At 68.9% G+C, this 17805-nt stretch carries 15 protein-coding genes; 10 read left to right on the top strand and 5 right to left on the bottom strand.

Going from position 1 to position 17805, the window contains the following annotated elements; translation table 11 throughout:
• Positions 1–21 precede the first annotated feature (21 nt).
• Positions 22–1251: a 5-aminolevulinate synthase gene (gene hemA, locus F1193_RS02550; protein WP_150096106.1), complete on the top strand. Its 1230-nt coding sequence runs from the start codon at positions 22–24 to the stop codon at positions 1249–1251.
• A 144-nt stretch (positions 1252–1395) separates the two neighbouring features.
• Here the strand turns inward: hemA and F1193_RS02545 are convergent, their stop codons facing one another.
• Positions 1396–2634: a glycosyltransferase gene (locus F1193_RS02545; protein ID WP_150096105.1), complete on the bottom strand. Its 1239-nt coding sequence runs from the start codon at positions 2632–2634 to the stop codon at positions 1396–1398.
• Between the two features lie 327 nt (positions 2635–2961).
• On the opposite strand from F1193_RS02545, the gene F1193_RS02540 reads away from it, so the two are divergent.
• The 3 genes from F1193_RS02540 (at position 2962) to F1193_RS02530 (ending at position 5234) form a co-directional block, all read left to right on the top strand.
• Positions 2962–3573 carry an HD domain-containing protein gene (locus F1193_RS02540; protein WP_150096104.1) on the top strand — a complete coding sequence of 204 codons (612 nt, stop codon included), beginning with the start codon at positions 2962–2964 and terminating at the stop codon, positions 3571–3573.
• Between the two features lie 58 nt (positions 3574–3631).
• The gene (locus F1193_RS02535; protein WP_150096103.1) at positions 3632–4159 is read left to right on the top strand and encodes a tyrosine phosphatase family protein; all 528 of its coding nucleotides are present in this window, start codon (positions 3632–3634) and stop codon (positions 4157–4159) included.
• A 97-nt stretch (positions 4160–4256) separates the two neighbouring features.
• The gene (locus F1193_RS02530; protein ID WP_150096102.1) at positions 4257–5234 is read left to right on the top strand and encodes an NUDIX hydrolase; all 978 of its coding nucleotides are present in this window, start codon (positions 4257–4259) and stop codon (positions 5232–5234) included.
• A gap of 94 nt (positions 5235–5328) precedes the next feature.
• On the opposite strand, the gene aptA is transcribed toward F1193_RS02530, so the two are convergent.
• A complete protein-coding gene (aptA, locus tag F1193_RS02525; protein WP_150096101.1) occupies positions 5329–6672 on the bottom strand; it encodes an omega-aminotransferase AptA in 1344 nt (447 codons plus the stop codon).
• A 265-nt stretch (positions 6673–6937) separates the two neighbouring features.
• Between aptA and F1193_RS02520 the strand changes: the two genes are divergently transcribed.
• Positions 6938–8311 carry a sigma-54-dependent transcriptional regulator gene (locus tag F1193_RS02520; protein WP_150096100.1) on the top strand — a complete coding sequence of 458 codons (1374 nt, stop codon included), beginning with the start codon at positions 6938–6940 and terminating at the stop codon, positions 8309–8311.
• Positions 8312–8643: 332 nt separating this feature from the next.
• On the opposite strand, the gene F1193_RS02515 is transcribed toward F1193_RS02520, so the two are convergent.
• A complete protein-coding gene (locus tag F1193_RS02515; protein ID WP_150096099.1) occupies positions 8644–9072 on the bottom strand; it encodes a hypothetical protein in 429 nt (142 codons plus the stop codon).
• Positions 9073–9495: 423 nt separating this feature from the next.
• Between F1193_RS02515 and F1193_RS02510 the strand changes: the two genes are divergently transcribed.
• Entirely contained in the window at positions 9496–11145 is a 1650-nt protein-coding gene (locus F1193_RS02510) for a histidine--tRNA ligase (RefSeq protein WP_150096098.1), read from the top strand.
• A gap of 304 nt (positions 11146–11449) precedes the next feature.
• The gene (locus F1193_RS02505; protein WP_150096097.1) at positions 11450–12325 is read left to right on the top strand and encodes a TIGR01459 family HAD-type hydrolase; all 876 of its coding nucleotides are present in this window, start codon (positions 11450–11452) and stop codon (positions 12323–12325) included.
• A gap of 46 nt (positions 12326–12371) precedes the next feature.
• Here F1193_RS02505 and F1193_RS17350 read toward each other — a convergent pair whose 3' ends face one another.
• Positions 12372–13256: a protein phosphatase CheZ gene (locus F1193_RS17350; RefSeq protein ID WP_246164077.1), complete on the bottom strand. Its 885-nt coding sequence runs from the start codon at positions 13254–13256 to the stop codon at positions 12372–12374.
• Between the two features lie 69 nt (positions 13257–13325).
• On the bottom strand, positions 13326–13709 hold the full coding sequence (locus tag F1193_RS02495) for a response regulator (RefSeq protein WP_150096096.1): 384 nt from the start codon (positions 13707–13709) through the stop codon (positions 13326–13328).
• A 238-nt stretch (positions 13710–13947) separates the two neighbouring features.
• Here F1193_RS02495 and F1193_RS02490 point away from each other — a divergent pair, with 238 nt between their 5' ends.
• From F1193_RS02490 to F1193_RS02480, 3 genes are all read left to right on the top strand, one after another.
• Positions 13948–14379, top strand: a complete 432-nt coding sequence (locus F1193_RS02490; protein ID WP_150096190.1) for a MaoC family dehydratase — start codon at positions 13948–13950, stop codon at positions 14377–14379.
• A 225-nt stretch (positions 14380–14604) separates the two neighbouring features.
• Positions 14605–15567: a bifunctional riboflavin kinase/FAD synthetase gene (locus F1193_RS02485; protein ID WP_150096095.1), complete on the top strand. Its 963-nt coding sequence runs from the start codon at positions 14605–14607 to the stop codon at positions 15565–15567.
• A 238-nt stretch (positions 15568–15805) separates the two neighbouring features.
• Positions 15806–17770 (top strand): methyl-accepting chemotaxis protein, encoded by a 1965-nt coding sequence (locus F1193_RS02480; protein ID WP_170263284.1) that lies wholly within the window; start codon positions 15806–15808, stop codon positions 17768–17770.
• The last annotated feature ends 35 nt before the right edge of the window (positions 17771–17805 follow it).

Genomic DNA, 17805 nt, shown 5'->3' with positions numbered 1-17805 from the left:
GAGGGCTCCGAGGAGCGTAGCATGGATTACCAAGATTTTTTCCGCGGTGCCGTCGATAGTCTGAAGGCCGAACGCCGCTATCGCGTTTTCGCCGAGTTGGAGCGGCGCGCCGGGGAATTCCCTCACGCCACGTGGCACTCGCCCGAAGGGCCGCGCGACGTGGTGATCTGGTGCTCCAACGATTATCTCGGCATGGGCCAGCACCCGGACGTGGTTGCGGCGATGATCGAGACGGCGTCCCGCATGGGCACCGGCGCCGGCGGCACCCGCAACATCTCCGGCACCAACCATCCGCTGGTGATGCTTGAGGCCGAGCTTGCCGACCTGCACGGCAAGGAGGCGGGCCTCGTCTTCACCTCCGGCTATGTGTCCAACCAGACCGGAATCTCGACCATCGCCAAGCTGATGCCGGACTGCCTGATCCTGTCCGACTCGCTCAACCACAATTCGATGATCGAGGGCGTCAAGCAGGCCGGCTGCGAGAAGAAGGTGTTCCGCCACAACGACATGGAACACCTCGAAGACCTGCTGAAGGCCGCCGGCAAGGACCGCCCGAAGCTGGTCGTGTTCGAGAGCGTCTATTCGATGGACGGTGACGTCGGCAAGATTCGCGAAATCTGCGATCTCGCCGAGAAGCATTGGGCGATGACCTATATCGACGAGGTGCACGCCGTCGGCATGTACGGGCCGCGCGGCGCCGGCATCGCCGAGCGCGACGGCCAGATGCACCGCATCGACGTCATCGAGGGCACGCTGGCCAAGGCGTTCGGCTGCCTGGGCGGCTACATCACCTCCACCGCGGCCGTCGTCGACGCCGTCCGCTCGCACGCCGCCGGCTTCATCTTCACCACCGCGCTGCCGCCGGCGATCTGCGCCGCCGCCACCGCCTCGATCCGCCATCTCAAGACTTCGAGCACCGAGCGCCAGGGCCAGCAGGCCCAGGCCGCCCGCGCCAAGGCGGTGCTGTCGGCCGCCGGCCTGCCGGTGATGCCGACCGACACGCACATCGTGCCGGTGCTGGTGGGCGATGCCGAGAAATGCAAGGCGACCACCGACATGCTGCTCGCCGAGCATGGCATCTACATCCAGCCGATCAACTATCCGACGGTGCCCGTCGGCACCGAGCGGCTGCGCATCACGCCCTCGCCGTTCCACAATGACGCGCTGATCGACGAGCTCGCCACGGCGCTGGTGGCGGTGTGGAAGAAGCTCGGCCTGCCGCTCAACCGGACGGCGATCGCCGCCGAGTGATACGGGCTCCGGCCGCTTGGCCGGACTCCGGATGGGATGGGAGGGCCGGCGCCGCCGGCCCGATCGGATCGCAATCAAGCCGCCGGCCACACGGTCCGGCGGCTTTTGCGTCTGTCCGCGGTTTTTGCGTCCGCCGTGACGCCGCTACACCCTCAGCCGCCGCCGCTGGAAGCTGCGGCTGATGATCTGGTTCAGGATGGTGGCGATCTCGAACACCGCAAAATTCTTGGGAACGTTCTCGTCGATGTTCTTCCTGTAGGCGTCGAGATCGCGCAGCATCGTCTGGATCGCCTCGACGATGTCCTTCTCGAAGGACTTCACGGCGAGGCCCACGCCCATCTCCAGGATCCAGTCGACATTGGGGCGTTCCTGAACCATGGTGTCGGCGTTGCTTTCGACGATCACCGGGCAGCCCATATGGATGGCTTCGCTGACGGAGCCGGGGCCGGGCTTGCCGACGAAGAAGTCGGCCATCTGCATGTAGTCGGCGACATTGGACACGAAGCCGACGGCGCGGCAGCCCTTGCGGCTGCGCACGTTCGCGAAGAGCTTCTTGTTGTGTCCGCACATCACGATCATCTGCAGGTTCAGCTTGGCGGCCTCGATCTGGTTGATGATGTCGATGGTTGCCGCAAAGGTGCCGTTGCCGCCGAACATGATGATGGTGGTGGGCATGTCGTCGCGCAGATTGAGATCCCGGCGGGTCAGCCGGACCTCTCCGGGTTTCTTGTAGAATGACTTCCGCAGGATCATGCCGGAGACCTCGAAGATGTTCTCCGGCCGGTAGAACCGCGTCGCCTTGGCCTGTCGCACCGCCTTCTTGGTGCCGCAGATGATGAACTGGTCCTGCTTCTCCATCCAGAAGTGCGGCGGGCAGTCCACCATGTCGGTCATGATGGTGACGAACGGCGTTGCCGGGTAGACGGCCTTCAGCGCGCGGAAGATGACGCCGTTGAAGTTGGGCACCACCGACACCACGAGGTGCGGCTGCTCGGCCCCCGGCTGGCGCCAGTGCCGCTGCAGCACGGCCTCGATCTTCGGGGCGTTCAGCTCGATGTAGATCTGCAGGATGGGCTGGATGGCGCCGAGCCCCAGCGTCACGCCGCGCTTCAGCGCGGTGTTGTAGATGTCCTGCGCCTGCACCGGGCCGACTGCGAAATGGGGCGCGATCGGCTCCAGGAACCGGTGCAGCGGACGCGAGATGGTGTTGGTGAGGCGGTGGATCGGGTCGGCCGGCTCAAGCAGCTTCTGCAGGTCGACGGGCTTGACGTGCCACGCCGGATAGCGCGCGTCGAGAAGCTCCTTGAGCGCGCTCATGGCGCTGCGGTGACCGCCACCTGCATCGAAATACAGGATCTCGATCACGGCCCTGTGTCTGATCATGCTAGGCGACTCTGCGGCGGAACATCGGAGCGATGGGGCGGGACTGACCGCGTCCGTCCGGGTGGCCCGCAGACGACGGAACACGCAACCTCATGCCCAAACTCCTGCCGCACCCCGACCGACGCACCCGGCGAGCCGGGCAGATTGACCCCGCCCGGCCGGCACCCGGCACTTTGATATTCCACGGACGGGGATCCCGATAGGGCGTCCGGGAAACGGGATGGGGATTCGCCGCAGATCCTTTCGGCCGCCCGAGGGTGGCGCGGTTGGCCCGTCCGGTTTCCAGAGCTTGCCCCCCGGCGCCGCCTCCTGTAGCCCGCACCCACCATGACTCGCCCGGACAAGTTCGAAAAGCCGCGAGCCTGGCAGCGCATGCTGTCCGGCCGCCGGCTCGATCTGCTCGACCCCTCGCCGCTCGACATCGAGATCGAGGATATCGCCCATGGCCTTGCGCGGGTCGCCCGCTGGAACGGCCAGACCAAGGGACCGCACATCTATTCGGTGGCGCAGCACGTTCTTCTGGTCGAATCGATTTCGCGGCGGATGGCGCCCAATGTCGACCGGACGTGGCGGCTTGCCGTGCTGCTGCATGATGCGCCAGAATATGTGATTGGCGATATGATTTCGCCATTCAAGGCGGTGATCGGCGGCGCCTACAAGGCGGTGGAGGCGCGGCTGCTTGCCGCCATCCACATCCGCTTCGGCCTGCCGCCGCTCCAGCCGCCGGATCTGGTGAAGCTGACCAAGGCTGCCGACCGCGGCGCGGCCTTCCTGGAGGCGACGCGGCTCGCCGGGTTCGCGGAGGAGGAGGCGCGCCGCTTCTTCGGCACGCCGCCCGACCTCGACCCCGCCAGCGCCGAGCGGCTGCTCGCGCCGTGGACCGCCGGCGAGGCCGAACGGAAATTCCTGACGCGCTTTCGCGCCTTGTCGGGGAATTGATCGGATTGCGCGCATAACGATCACAACAGTTTCGAATTGGGGCCGCATGATATCGGCCATGTCTCAGGTCCGTTCGATTCACGTCTGCTCGCTCGCCCGCCTTCACGACACGGTGGCCGCCACGGGTGCCCGCCATGTGGTGACGCTGATCAATGTCGCAACACCCGTGGCGCGACCGTCAGCGATCGCCGAATCGAACCATTTGTTCATCGGCATCAACGACATCGTCGAGGAGATGCCGGGCTTCGTCGCGCCGGGCGAGGCGCACGTGGCCCGCCTGCTCGATTTCGTCCGGGCGTGGCATGCCGAGCGCGAGGCGCCGCTGGTGGTGCACTGCTGGGCCGGCATCAGCCGCTCCACGGCGGCGGCGTTCACCACCGTCTGCGCGCTGGCGCCGGCCCGCGACGAGCTGGAGATCGCGCTGGCGTTGCGCGCCGCCTCGCCGACCGCCACGCCCAATCTGCGCATCGTCCGCCACGCCGACGCGCTGCTCGGCCGCCGCGGCCGCATGGTGGCGGCGATCGAGGCGATCGGCCGCGGCATCGAGAGCCCGGAGGGCGCCCCCTTCAGCCTCTCGCTCGATTGAGCCGCGCCCGCTCCTCGCGCATAAGGATGGCAGCACCCGGGCGGTACCACCGCCCGGACCCACCGATGAGCGTCAGTTGCGGACCAGCGAGTTGCGGATGAGCGATCAGCGCACGCCCCTCGAGATCGGCCTCGCCGCCGCCATCGTCGCCGTCGATGCCGACCAGCCGCTGATCCTGGCGGCGCGCACCGGCCGCGAGCTCGGCCTGCCCTATGGTCCGTTCGACCCGCTCGCCCACCGGACGTTCGAGATCGCGCTGCGCGCCTTCGTCGCCGAGCAGAGCGCGCTCGACATCGGCTATGTCGAGCAGCTCTACACGTTCGGCGACCGCGGCCGCCACGCCAAGGAGGGCGACACCGGCCCGCACGTGGTGTCGGTGGGCTATCTGGCGCTGACCCGCCTGCCGGAGGACAAGGCGGCGCTGGCCGCCGCCGGCGCCGGCTTCCTGCCGTGGTACCGCTTCTTCCCGTGGGAGGACTGGCGCGGCGGGCGGCCGCGCATCCTCGACGCGCTCGTGCTGCCGGAGATCGACCGCTGGGCCCAGGCCGGCCCGGCCTGCGAGCCCGGCCGCGCGCTCGGCCGGCGCGAGCGGGTGCGGCTCGCCTTCGGCGGCGAGGCGGTGCCGTGGGACGAGGAGAAGGTGCTCGACCGCTACGAGCTGCTCTACGAGGCCGGCCTGGTGGCGGAGGCGGCGCGCGACGGCCGCGAGGCGGCGCTGGCGCGCGGTGACCTGCCGCCGCTCGGCGAGCCGATGCGGTTCGACCACCGCCGCATCCTGGCTACCGCCATCGCCCGGCTGCGCGCCAAGCTGAAATACCGCCCGGTGGTGTTCGAGCTGATGCCGGCCGAGTTCACCCTCACCACGCTGCAGCGCACGGTCGAGGCGATCTCCGGGCGGCACCTGCACAAGCAGAACTTCCGGCGGCTGGTGGAGGCCGGCGCGCTGGTGGAGCCGACCGGCGAGACCTCGATGACCACCGGCGGCCGGCCGGCGGCGCTCTACCGCTTCCGCCGCGAGGTGCTGCAGGAACGCCCGGCGCCGGGCCTGCGGCTCGGCGGCAGCCGGACGCTATAAGTTATTGATATATAAAACGTTTTCCGCAAAGCCAATATCCGAAACCCCAATATCCGCTCCCGCGGGGGCGGCTCCAGCCGTGGCGCGGGCGCCGTCACCCTACCTTGCGGATCGCCCCGGCCAGGATGCCGACCAGCCGGCCGATGGTCGCCTCGTCGACGATCAGCGGCGGCGACAGGGCGATGGTGTCGGCGGTGACGCGCACCATGGCGCCGGCCTCATAGGCCGCCACCATCACCTCGTAGGCCCGCCGGCCGGCCGCGCCGGGGCGCGGTTCGATGTCGATGCCGGCCGCGAGCCCGATGGTGCGGATGTCGAGAATGCCGGGCAGGCTTTTCAGCCCCATCACCGCGTCGGCCCAGACCGGCTCCAGCGCGCGGGCGCGCTCGAACAGGCCCTCGTCGCGATAGAGGTCGAGCGCGGCCACCGCCGCCGCCGACGCCAGCGGGTGGGCGGAATAGGTGTAGCCGTGCGGCAGCTCGATCGCGCCTTCCGGTCCCTGCATGAAGGCGTCGAAGACGGGCTTCCTCACGATGGCGCCGCCCATCGGCACGGTGCCGGAATTGACCGCCTTGGCGAAGGTGAGGATGTCCGGCACCACGCCGTAGCGCTCGGCGGCGAAGGCAAAGCCCAGCCGGCCGAAGCCGGTGATCACCTCGTCGAATATAAGCAATATTCCGTATTTGTCACAGATCGCCCGCAGCGTCTGCAGGTAGCCCTTCGGCGAGGGCAGCACGCCGGTCGAGCCGGCCATCGGCTCGACGATGACGGCGGCGATGGTCGAGGCGTCGTGCAGGCCGACGATGCGCTCCAGCTCAAGGGCGAGGTGGGCGCCCCACTCCGGCTCGCCCTTGGTGAAAGCCTGGGCTTCGCGATTGTAGGTTGTCGGCAGATGATCGACGCCGGTGAGCAATGTGCCATACAGCTTGCGGTTGCCGACGATGCCGCCGACCGAGATGCCGCCGAAGCCGACGCCGTGATAGCCGCGCTCGCGCCCGATCAGCCGGGTGCGGCTGCCCTTGCCCGTAACATTCTGATAGGCCAGCGCAATCTTCAGCGCGGTGTCGACCGCCTCCGAGCCCGAATTGGCGAAGAACACGTGGTCGAGGTCGCCCGGCGCCAGCGCGGCGATGCGGCTTGCCGCCTCGAACGCCTTGGGATGGCCGAACTGGAAGGGCGGGGCATAGTCGAGCTCGCCCGCCTGGCGGCGGATCGCCGCGACGATCGGCGCGCGATTATGCCCGGCATTGCAACACCATAGGCCGGATGTGCCGTCGATGATGCGGCGGCCGTCGGTGGTCATATAGTCCAGCCCATCGGCGCCGACGATCAGCCGCGGCGCCGCCTTGAACGCCCGGTTGGGCGTAAACGGCATCCAGAAGCTTTCGAGATCGTTGGGCGCAAGATTGGCTGCGGCGCGCGCGGACGGAGCGGTCATAGCGGATCCTGTTGGTCTGATGCTCGGGCCACACTGGTCCCGCCGCCGGTGCCTGTCAAAGTACCATGGGGACACGACCGCGGGCGCAAACGCCGGCCCAGCTTCGCATTTTCCTTGGCAATTTCCTGGGCAATTTCCTGGGCAATTTCCGGGAAGGCCGCAGTGCCAACGCTTTTTTTACCCTGTTCGGCGAAGGTTGCGGCATGTGGAGCGGGGCATCCCGGCAGGCTCCGCGCAATCGTCCTGGTCGAGGGGTCGCCTGGACATGCAGATCAAGACGGGCTCGCACGAGCCCCGACGCATCCTTGTCGTCGATGACGATCCGGTCGTCCGCAGGTTGTGCCTTGCGACGCTCGATCGCCACCATGCACTGGTCGCCGACGACGTTGCGGCGCTCGATCGCGGCCTTGCGCGGCTTGCCGGCTGCGTTGCGGCGGTGGTGGCGATCGAAGGCGACGCTGGACCGATCGAGACCATTCGCGAGGCCGGCTTCACCGGGCCGGTGATCGCCACCAGCCGCTCGGGCTCGGTGTCGCTGGCAGTGGCGGCGATGCGGGCCGGTGCCGACGACGTCATGGTGAAGCCGTTCGCCCCGGCCGAGCTGGTGCGCCGGCTGCAGGCGCTGCTGGCGAAGGAGGCTGCCGCCCCCCGCCGCCCGGCGCGGCGCGCGGCTGCGGAGCCGGCCGAATCATCCTTCGAAGGGTTCATCGGCACCTCGGACGTGATGCAGGAGGTGTTCGAGCAGATCGTGCGGATCGCCCCCTCCAAGGCGCCGGTGTTCATCACCGGCGAGAGCGGCACCGGCAAGGAGGTCACCGCCGAGGCGATCCATGCCCGCTCGCCGCGCGCGGGCGGCCCGTTCATCGCGCTGAACTGCGGGGCGATCCCCAAGGACCTGATGGAGAGCGAGATCTTCGGCCACGTGAAGGGCGCCTTCACCGGCGCCCATGACGACCGGCCGGGCGCCGCCGAACTCGCCCATGGCGGCACGCTGTTCCTCGACGAGATCTGCGAGATGGAGCTGTCGCTGCAGGCGAAGCTCTTGCGCTTCATCCAGACCGGCGAGCTCAAGCGCGTCGGCGACGGCCGCACCCGCACGCTCGATGTCCGCTTCGTCTGCGCCACCAATCGCGATCCGGCGGCGGAGGTCGCAGCCGGCCGCTTCCGCGAGGATCTGTTCTACCGCCTGCACGTGCTGCCGATCCACCTGCCGCCGCTCAGGGCGCGCGGCGGCGACGTGATCGCGCTGGCGCGCGCCTTCCTCGCCCGCTTCGCGGCGGAGGAGGGCAAGAGTTTTCAGGGCTTTAAGCCCGAGGCCGAGCGGCTGATCGCCGCCTGCGACTGGCCGGGCAATGTCCGCCAGCTTCAGAACGTCATCCGCCGGGTGGTGGTGCTGCACGACGGCGAGGCGGTCGAGGCGTCGATGCTAGCGCTGCCGATCGTCGCGTCGGGCTCGCCGCTCGCCGCAGGCCCGGCGCCGCAGGCGGGCGCCGCCGTCGAGCCGTTCGTGGTGCAGGAGCAGCGCATCATCGAGCGGGCGCTGAAGGCCTGCGACGGCAATATCCCCAAGGCAGCCGCCGCGCTCGGCATCGCGCCGTCGACCATCTACCGCAAGCGCCAGGCTTGGGGTGTGCAGTAGGTTTTGGTTCTGGGGTCATCCCGGCCAAGCGGCGCAAGCCGCGCGAGCCGGGATCGTGCGGGGATTGGCCTTTCCGGATGACGGTCCCGGGTCTCGCGTTGCTCGCCCGGGACGACGAAAGCGCCTCGCCCGGGATGACGACCCTTCAATGAGTGTTGTCATCCCGGCCAAGCGGCGCCCGCCGCGCGAGCCGGGATCGTCTGCCGAAAGAGGCCCATTTCCGGATGACGGTCCCGGGTCTCGCGTTGCTCGCCCGGGACGACGAAAGCCCCTCGCCCGGGACGACGAAAGCGCCTCGCCCTGAAACGACGAAATCCCGCGACGCGCCCGTCTCAATTGCCGTTGATGCAGGCGTTGCCGAAGGCCGCCCGGTCCTTGGGGCCATAGAGCGCGCCATATTGGTTGCAGCGGATCGCCCGGTCCTGGAACGTCTCGTTGCGGCGGGCGCGGCCGGGCACGTCGATGCGCCCGGCATTGGGTGCGCTCGGCATCGGCACGGTGGCGCTGCGGTTGTCGTAGCGTTGCAGGGGCGCCGTCTGGATGCGGGGCGAGGTGCGCTGGCGCCGCCCGCTCACCCCGGTCTCGGGCACATAGACCCGCGGCCTGGCGGATGAGGAACTGGACGGCATCCGCACGGTGGGGGCCGAGCCCATGCTCGGCACATAGACCGGCGTCTGGGCGCGCGCCGGCTCCGAAATCGGCGCGATGGCGAGGCCGGCCAACAGGCCGGCGGCGGCGAGGATGGCGGGCTTTGTGATCATGGATCCAAGATAGTGTCGGCCGGCGCTGCCGCCAGCCCCCGCCCCGGGCCGCGACGCCTCCGTTCGCAAAACCGGTTTCCACTTTCGCGGAGAATGCGCTAGCACCCGGCCGAGCGTGTCTGCGGTATAGCCAGTCTTCGGATGGTCGGGTTCGAGCCTCCATCGCCAGGACCGCGCTTCTTCCCTCTCCCCTTGCGGGAGAGGGTGCCGAGACCGAGCGTCAGCGAGGTCGAGCCGGGTGAGGGGTTCGTCAAGCCCGTTCGATTTCACCCCTCACCCGCCTCGCGATCTTTCGATCGCTCGGCACCCTCTCCCGCAAGGGGAGAGGGAAGAAGGGATCGCCCGGACGCCGCAGACGACGCGACCATGACGATGTTGGAGCCCCGGTCCGGACCGGAGCGAGGCTCCGGACCCGAGAGAGCCATGTCCGAATCGAAGCCCGACAAGAAGCCCCATCGCGTGAGCGCCCGCCTGCCGCGCGGCTTTGCCGACCGCGGCCCGGCCGAGCTTGCCGCCACCCGCGACATGCTGGACACCATCCGCAAGGTCTATGAGCGCTACGGCTTCGAGGCGGTCGAGACCCCGGCGTTCGAATACACCGACGCGCTGGGAAAATTCCTGCCCGACCAGGACCGGCCGAACGAGGGCGTCTTTTCGCTGCAGGACGACGACGAGCAGTGGCTGTCGTTGCGCTACGACCTCACCGCGCCGCTGGCGCGCTACGTGGCGGAGAATTTCGACCGGCTGCCCAAGCCCTACCGCAGCTACCGGGCGGGCTGGGTGTTCCGCAACGAGAAGCCGGGGCCGGGCCGCTTCCGCCAGTTCATGCAGTTCGACGCCGACACGGTGGGCTCGGGCTCGGTCGCGGCCGATGCCGAGATCTGCATGATGGCCGCCGACACGCTGGAGGCGCTGGGCATCGCGCGCGGCGACTATGTGATCAAGGTCAACAACCGCAAGGTTCTCGACGGGGTGATGGAGGCGATCGGCCTCGCCGGCGACGCGAATGCCGGGCGGCGGCTGACGGTGTTAAGGGCGATCGACAAGCTGGACCGGCTGGGCGTCGAGGGCGTGCGGCTGTTGCTGGGACCGGGCCGCAAGGATGAGAGTGGCGATTTTACGAAGGGCGCGGGGCTGGACGAAAACATCGCTGACTTGGTGGCCACTCTGTTTCGGCCCGGCCAAGGGTCTCCTCAAATACCTTGGGATTCAATCAAGAACATCCCTCTTGCCCACGTTGGTTGGGCAGAACGCGAGCGCTCCTTCATTCAAGACCTGGAGTTCATTGAGTCGAATTACCTAACGGTGGACATGTTCGGTTTCGTAACATGGGACTTGTTACGCAAGAACCAACTCGAATGGAATGATACGCTTGAAACAGGAATTCGCGAACTTATCGAGATCAGTCGTTTAGTCGAAAAGGCAGGCTTTGCCCGCGACCGCATTCGCATCGATCCCTCCGTCGTTCGCGGCCTCGAATACTACACCGGCCCGGTGTTCGAGGCTGAGCTGACCTTCGAGATCCCCGGCGACGACGGCAAGCCGGTGCGGTTCGGCTCGGTCGGCGGCGGCGGCCGCTATGACGGGCTGGTCTCGCGCTTCCGCGGCGAGAAGGTGCCGGCCACCGGCTTCTCGATCGGCGTGTCGCGCCTCGCCGCCGCCCTGCAGAAGCTCGGCAAGCTCGCCTCCGCCGAGCCGGCGGGCCCCGTCGTGGTGGTGCCGCGCACGGCGGCCCTGGCGCCGCACTGCATGCGGCTGGTGCAGCGGCTCCGCGACGATGAGGCATTGCGCGCGCTGCCCGGTTTCGCCGCCGAAATGTATCTCGGCGGCGGCTCGTTCAAGGGCGGCCTGCGCTATGCCGACAAGCGGCGCTGCGTCGTCGCCATCATGATCGGCGAGAGCGAGGCGGAAGCCGGCAAGGCGGTGGTGAAGGATCTGATCGAGGGCGCCGAGCAGGCCAAGGCGATCGAGACCAACGCCGAATACCGCGCCCAGCGCCTCGCCCAGTTCGAGGCCGCCGAGGCCGAGCTTCCGGCCGCGATCCGCGAGATCCTGGCGCGGCATACCGTTTGACGCGTGTTGCAGGGCTGTCGTCCCGGGCAAGGGCGCAAGGCGCCCGCGACCCGGGACCGTTTTCCGGAAAGGGGTGCCTTTTCCGGATGACGATCCCGGTCTTCGCTTCGCTCCGCCCGGGATGACGAGGCACGGAGAAGGGCGACCCCGGCTCTCCCGGCTTCGCCGCTTGCCTGGGATGACCGCCTGTCATGCCGGCCATTCCGCCCCGCGGCCATTTTCGGCGGCGCGCGTTCGGCCTATGTGTTCGCGCGCCGAGTCGCCCCATCCGCCAACCGTCACCGTCCAACCTCACGGCCCCCCGATGCTCACATCCTCTTTGCCGCCGATGATCGCCGGCCTGTCGGCGCTGGCCGGCCGCTATGACGTGCTGCTCTGCGACGTGTGGGGGGTGATCCATGACGGCGCCGCGGCCCACGCGCCGGCCTGCGAGGCGCTGCAGCGCTTCCGCACCGGCGGCGGCACCGTGGTGCTGGTTTCCAATGCGCCGCGGCCGGGCCGGGCGGTGGTGCCGCAACTCGCCGGCTATGGCGTGCCGGAGGGCGCGTTCGACGCCATCGTCGCCTCGGGCGACGTGTCGCGCGCGGTGCTGGCGGCACGGCCGGGCGTGCGAGTGTTCCATATCGGGCCGGACCGCGACCTGCCGCTGTTCGAGGGGCTCGACGCAAGGCGGGTGCCTCTCGACGAGGCCGAGCTGGTGCTGTGCACCGGGCCGTGGAACGACGAGGTGGAGACGCCCGAGGACTACCGGGCGCTGCTGCAGGACGTGCTGGCCCGCCGGCTGATGATGGTGTGCGGCAACCCGGACGTGGTGGTGGAGCGCGGCGGCCGGCTGATCTATTGCGCCGGCGCCATCGCCGACCTCTACGCCGCGATGGACGGCGAGGTGCTCTATGCCGGCAAGCCGCACCCGCCGATCTACCGGCAGGCGCTGGCCGAGGCGGCGGCGCTGCGCGGCGCGCCGGTCGATCCGGCCCGCGTGCTGGCGATCGGCGATTCCGTGCGCACCGACCTTGCCGGCGCGGCGGCGCAGGGGCTCGACTGCCTGTTCATCCTGGCCGGCATCCATGCCGGCGAGGTCGGCGACCCGGCGACCCGCGAAGGGGCGGCGGCGCTGGCGACGCTGTTCTCGGCCGCGCTGGTGCGGCCGGTGGCGACGATGCACCACCTGGCGTGGTGAGGGCTCTGGCGTGGTGAGGGCCGGCCCTTGCGGGCCGGAACCCCTGTCAGGCGAACAGCTTGTCGATGTCGTCCTGGCTGGCGGTGACGTCGTCCGTGGCGTCCGGCGCGGTCGGCGGCGCCTTGACCGGCGCGGGCGCGACGGCGGGCTTGGGCGCAGGGGCGGCGGCCTTTGCCGGGGCAGGCTGGGCAGGCGCGGCCTTTGCCGGGGCAGGCTTGGCCGGGGCAGGCTGGGCCGGGGCAGGCTGGGCCGGCGCGGCCTTGGCAACGGCCGCCGGCTGGGCCGGCGCGCCGCCGCGCAGCATGCTGTCGACGTCCGACTGGCTGACGCCCTGGCCGGCGAGCTGCGGCCCATGCAGCAGCAGCTTTTCGGCGCGGGCGGCCTTGGACGCCTCCTCGGCGGTGGCGTAGCCGGAGGCGTCGCGCGAGCGGGTGGCCGCGGCGAAGCGGGCGACGCGCGTCTCGATCGCCGTCAGCGTCTGCACCACCTTGGCGACGCGCTGGCCGGTGATGTCCTGGAACGAGCACGCCTCGAACACCGCCATCATCCGCTCGTCGACGAACGCCTTGTAGGCGTCGGGGTCGGAGGCGTGCGCGGCCATGATCTCCTCGGCCGCGGTCATGATGGTGTTGGTGGCGGCTTCCGTCGCCTTGACGATGGCGTCGAGCTCCTGGCCCGCCGCGGGGATGCGCGTTTCCTTCAGGTCGTGCACCTGCAGCGCGCCGATCTCTTCCTTCATCGACTGGATATATTCGGCGATCTCGCGCAGCTCGCGATAGACCGCCTTGTCCAGCGTCAGGAAGAACGCCTGCAGAGATTCTGCAGTGATCTCGGCGAGGGCCACGACGTCCGACAGGGACACTTCAACCCCCTTTTTGACCTTCAGAAAATCGACGATGCGCTCAAGGTGCTCCGTCTGGTAGGCGCTCACGGAACTTTCTCCCCGGGCAGCCGTTTCCCGGCCGCCATCGTGATTGTCAGTGCGTGTTCTTTGATGGCGTCAGTCGGCAAAGACGGCTTCGATCTTCGTCTTGAGCGTCTGCGCGTTGAACGGCTTGACGATGTAGTTGTTGACGCCGGCCTTCTTGGCGGCGATCACGTTCTCGGTCTTGGACTCGGCGGTGACCATGATGAAGGGCGTCTTCGCCAGCGACGGATCGCCGCGGACCTCCTTCAGGAGCTCGTAGCCGGTCATCGGCTCCATGTTCCAGTCCGAGATCACAAGGCCGTAGCGCTTCTCGCGCAGCTTGCCGAGAGCGGCGGAGCCATCGGCAGCGTCATCAATGTCTTCGAAGCCAAGCTGCTTCAGAAGATTCCGTATGATGCGGACCATCGTGCTGTAATCATCGACAACCAAGATGGGCATCGCAAGGTCGACAGCCATTTCTTCTACTCCGTCGGCAATCCGGCGACGTTGCGCCTATCATGGACCAATCCGGCAGAGTCTCTCTCTGTCCGAACGTCCCCCTGTACTTGGGCAATTTAGCGAAGAGCTTTGAACATCCGGTTAATCCCCCGGACCGGCGGCCGCGACCTATGGCGTATTGCGGTGCAGCACGAAGTTCAGCATCCTGATACCAAACACGGAGGTTGCATTGAGCGACGTTCAGACCCGCCTGGGTATGCGAAGCCTGTATTTCGAGGATCTCGCCGTCGGCATGCGCGAAAGCATCATGAAGACGGTGATGTCCGACGACATCGTCGGCTTCGCGGATCTGTCGGGCGACCACAATCCCATCCATCTGTGCGACCTCTATGCCGCCGGCACCCGGTTCGGCGGCCGCATCGCCCACGGCCTCTACACGGCGAGCCTGATCTCGGCGGTGGTCGGAACCCGGCTGCCGGGGCCGGGCGCGATCTACCGCTCGCAGACCCTGAACTTCCACGCGCCGGTGAAGATCGGCGACGTGGTGGCGGTGTCGGTGGAGGTGGCCGAGTTGGTCGAGAAGGGCCGGCGGGCGCGCCTGCACTGCGAGGCGACGGTGGACGGCAAGGTGGTGCTGGACGGCGAAGCCTGGGTGTCGGTGCCGCCGCGGCCCCAACCGCACGCTTGACGGGACGGGGTGCGGGGGGCAGGGTGCCCCGATAGCGCATGCGCTTCGCCGCCAGCGGGTGGGACGGCCTTCCGGTAACGCCCCGGTCCGCCGCCGGCCCGGGATCGCCAGACGGACGCCGGATATTCGAGACTCGAGTGAGGCAGACCCAGGCGACCGCAAACCCAGGCGACCGCAGGCTCACGCGACCGCGGCATCCCCGTTACCGTTTCCCATCCGATTGCCATGACCCCCTTCGACCCCTTTCCCGTGCCCTCCTTCCGGGTGGTTCGCGACCTTGAACCCGTGCCTGCCGGCCTGATGGGCGCGGTGGTGGCGATCGGCAATTTCGACGGCGTCCATCGCGGCCACCGGGCGGTGATCGATGCCGCCGCCGAACGGGCGCGGGCGCTCGGCCGGCCGGTGGCGGCGCTGACCTTCGAGCCGCATCCGCGCGCGGTGTTCGCGCCGCACGAGCCGCTGTTCCGGCTGACGCCCGAGCCGGTGAAGCTGGCGGCGCTGGCGCGCGCCGGCTGCGATGCCGCGTTCGTGATGACGTTCGACGCCGCCTTCGCCGGCATCACCGCGGATCGGTTCGTCGACGAGGTGCTGGTGGAGCGCCTCGCGATTTCCGGCGCGGCGGTCGGCTTCGATTTCCATTTCGGCAAGAAGCGGGCCGGCTCGCCCGCCTTCCTGGTGCAGGCCGGCGCCCGCCGCGGCTTCGCGGTGGATGTCGTCGGGCCGCTGCATCACGACGGGCGGGCGGTGTCGTCGAGCGCCATCCGCAGCCTGCTCACCTCCGGCCGCATCGCCGAGGCCAACGATCTTCTCGGCTATCCGTGGTTCGTCATCGGCACGGTGATCCGCGGCGACCAGCGCGGCCGCACCCTGGGCTACCCCACCGCCAACATCCGGCTCGATCCAGCCTGCGGCCTGGCGCATGGCATCTATGCAGTACGCGTGGATGTCGCCGGCAACCGCTTTGATGCCGTCGCCAGTTTCGGCCGCCGGCCGACCTTCGACAATGGCGCACCGCTTTTGGAAGTGTTCCTATTCGACTTTTCGGGCGACCTCTACGGCGCCGAATTGGCGGTCACCTTCCACACCCGCCTGCGCGAGGAGCGCAAGTTCGACAGCGTGGCGGCACTGGTGACGCAGATGGATGCGGATTCCGCCAACGCGCGCCGCGCGCTGGCCGGCTGCGCCTGAGGGCGGCGGGCAAGCATCGTCGGAAAGACCGGGCCGCGTCGGCGTCGCGCTTATAGGAATTTATACCTCAAAGCCCGCGCGCCGCGTGGCGGCCCGCGCATCGCCGATTGGGCGAAGAGATGTCCCCGGTCGCGTCATGATGGAAAAAGAATTTCGCCGACCCGTCGTAATTCCGCGACTCGATTACCGTCCGTTAGGTTCCGCCGCCCAAATTCGCGCCACTTGCGGGGAGGGGCACATGCGACTTCAGACGGGACTCACGATGGCGATCTGCGGCAGCCTGGCGTTGGCGGCCGTGGGATTCTTTTCGACCAGCTGGTGGTTTACCGAAAAAATCGTCGCGGAGAGTCTGCACAGCCGGCTGGCCAGCGAGTCGGCCCGGTTCGAGAGCGAGGTGGCGTCGCAGGCGATGCGGGCGCTGTCGCTGTCGCGGCTGGTCTCCAGCCTGCCGGAGGTGAAGCGCGCCTTCGCCGCCGGCGAGCGCGAGCAGCTCGCCGCCATGCTGGCGCCGGCCTTCGAGGCCCTGCGCGTCGACGGCATCGAGCAGTTCCAGTTCCACACTCCGCCGGCCACCTCGTTCCTGCGGCTGCACAAGCCGGGCGCGTTCGGCGACGACCTGGCGGGCTTCCGGCCCACCGTGGTCGAGGCCAACGCCAACAAGGCCGAGGTGCATGGGCTCGAACACGGCGTCGCCGGCGCCGGCATTCGCGGCGTGGTGCCGGTCCAGGGCGAGGGCGCCCATATCGGCTCGGTCGAGTTCGGCATCGCCTTCGGCGAAGACCTCGCCATGCAGTTCACCCAGCGCACCGCCACCTGGGTGGCGCTGTTCGTCGACGGCAAGGCCGGCCTGACCCAGGTCGCCTCGACCTTCCCCAACGGCTTTGCGCCGACGCCCGAGCAGCTTTCGGCCGCCCGCAACGACGCGGTGATGGACGACCACGCCATTCTCGACGGCTCGTCGCTGGCGATCAAATATGCGCCGCTGCACGACCTCGGCGGCCGGACGGTCGGCGTGGTCGCGCTCGGCGTCGACCGCACCGATCTCGACGCCATGCAGTGGCAGTCGACCATGGTGTTCGGCGCGGTGTCGCTGGCCGCGCTGCTGCTGGGCTTCGGCATCGCCTTCCGGCTCAACGGCGTCATCGCCAGGCCGCTGAACGCCCTGGGCGCCTGCATGAAGGAATTGGCCGGCGGCTCGACCGCGATCGCCATTCCGCCCAAGACCCAGATCGACGAGATCAACCAGATGGCCGGGACGGTCGCGGTGTTCCGCGACACCGCGATCGAGCGCGAGACGCTTGCGGCCGAGACCGCCCGCGCCCAGGCCGAGCGCGACCGCGCCAACCAGCGCATGGAGGCGGCGATCGAGAGCTTCCGCACCTCGGTGGCCGGCGTGCTCGACGCGGTGGACGCCAATACCGAGCGGCTGCGCGGCACCGCCCATGCGCTGGGCGACCTCGCTGGCAATGCCAGCAGCGAGGCCGGCTCGGCCGCCGTCGCCTCCGAGGAGACCACCGCCTCCGTGCAGGCGGTGGCCAGCGCCGCCGAGGAGCTGTCGTCGTCGATCCAGGAGATCGCCCGTCAGGTGGCCACCGCCAGCGGCGTCATCACCCAGGCCGGCACCACCACCGAGACCTCGGTCCGGGAGATCGAGGCCCTGGCCGCGGCCGGCGCCAAGATCGGCGCGGTGGTCGACCTGATCCAGGCGATCGCCGCCCAAACCAACCTGCTGGCGCTCAACGCCACCATCGAGGCGGCCCGCGCCGGCGATGCCGGCCGCGGCTTCGCGGTGGTCGCCTCCGAGGTCAAGTCGCTGGCCGCCCAGACCGCCAGCGCCACCGAGGAGATCGCCAGCCAGATCGCCACCATCCAGGCCTCGACCAAGGCGGCGGTGGGGGCGATCCGCGAGGTGTCGCACGCCATGACCGACATCCAGGGAGTGACCGGCTCCATCGCCTCGGCGGTCGAAGAACAGAGTGCCGCGACCAACGAGATCGCCGCGAGCATCCAGCGCGCCGCCGACGTCACCAATTCGCTGGCCTCCAACGTCTCGGGCGTGACGGTGGCGATCAACGAGACCGGCAACTCGGCGACCGAGGTGCAGTCGGCCTCCGACGACCTCGCCCGCCAGTCGGAGCGGCTGGCGGCGGAGGTGAAGGACTTCCTGCACCACCTGCGCAGCGACGACGCCGCGGCGGCGTGATCTGGTCTCCGGCGGATCGTCTCGGCTTCCTTCTT

Origin of the sequence: Blastochloris sulfoviridis, assembly GCF_008630065.1 — a bacterium.
Lineage (GTDB): Bacteria > Pseudomonadota > Alphaproteobacteria > Rhizobiales > Xanthobacteraceae > Blastochloris > Blastochloris sulfoviridis.
The sequence above is the reverse complement of the archived record's forward strand: the minus strand, read 5'-3'. Positions and strand labels throughout refer to the sequence as shown.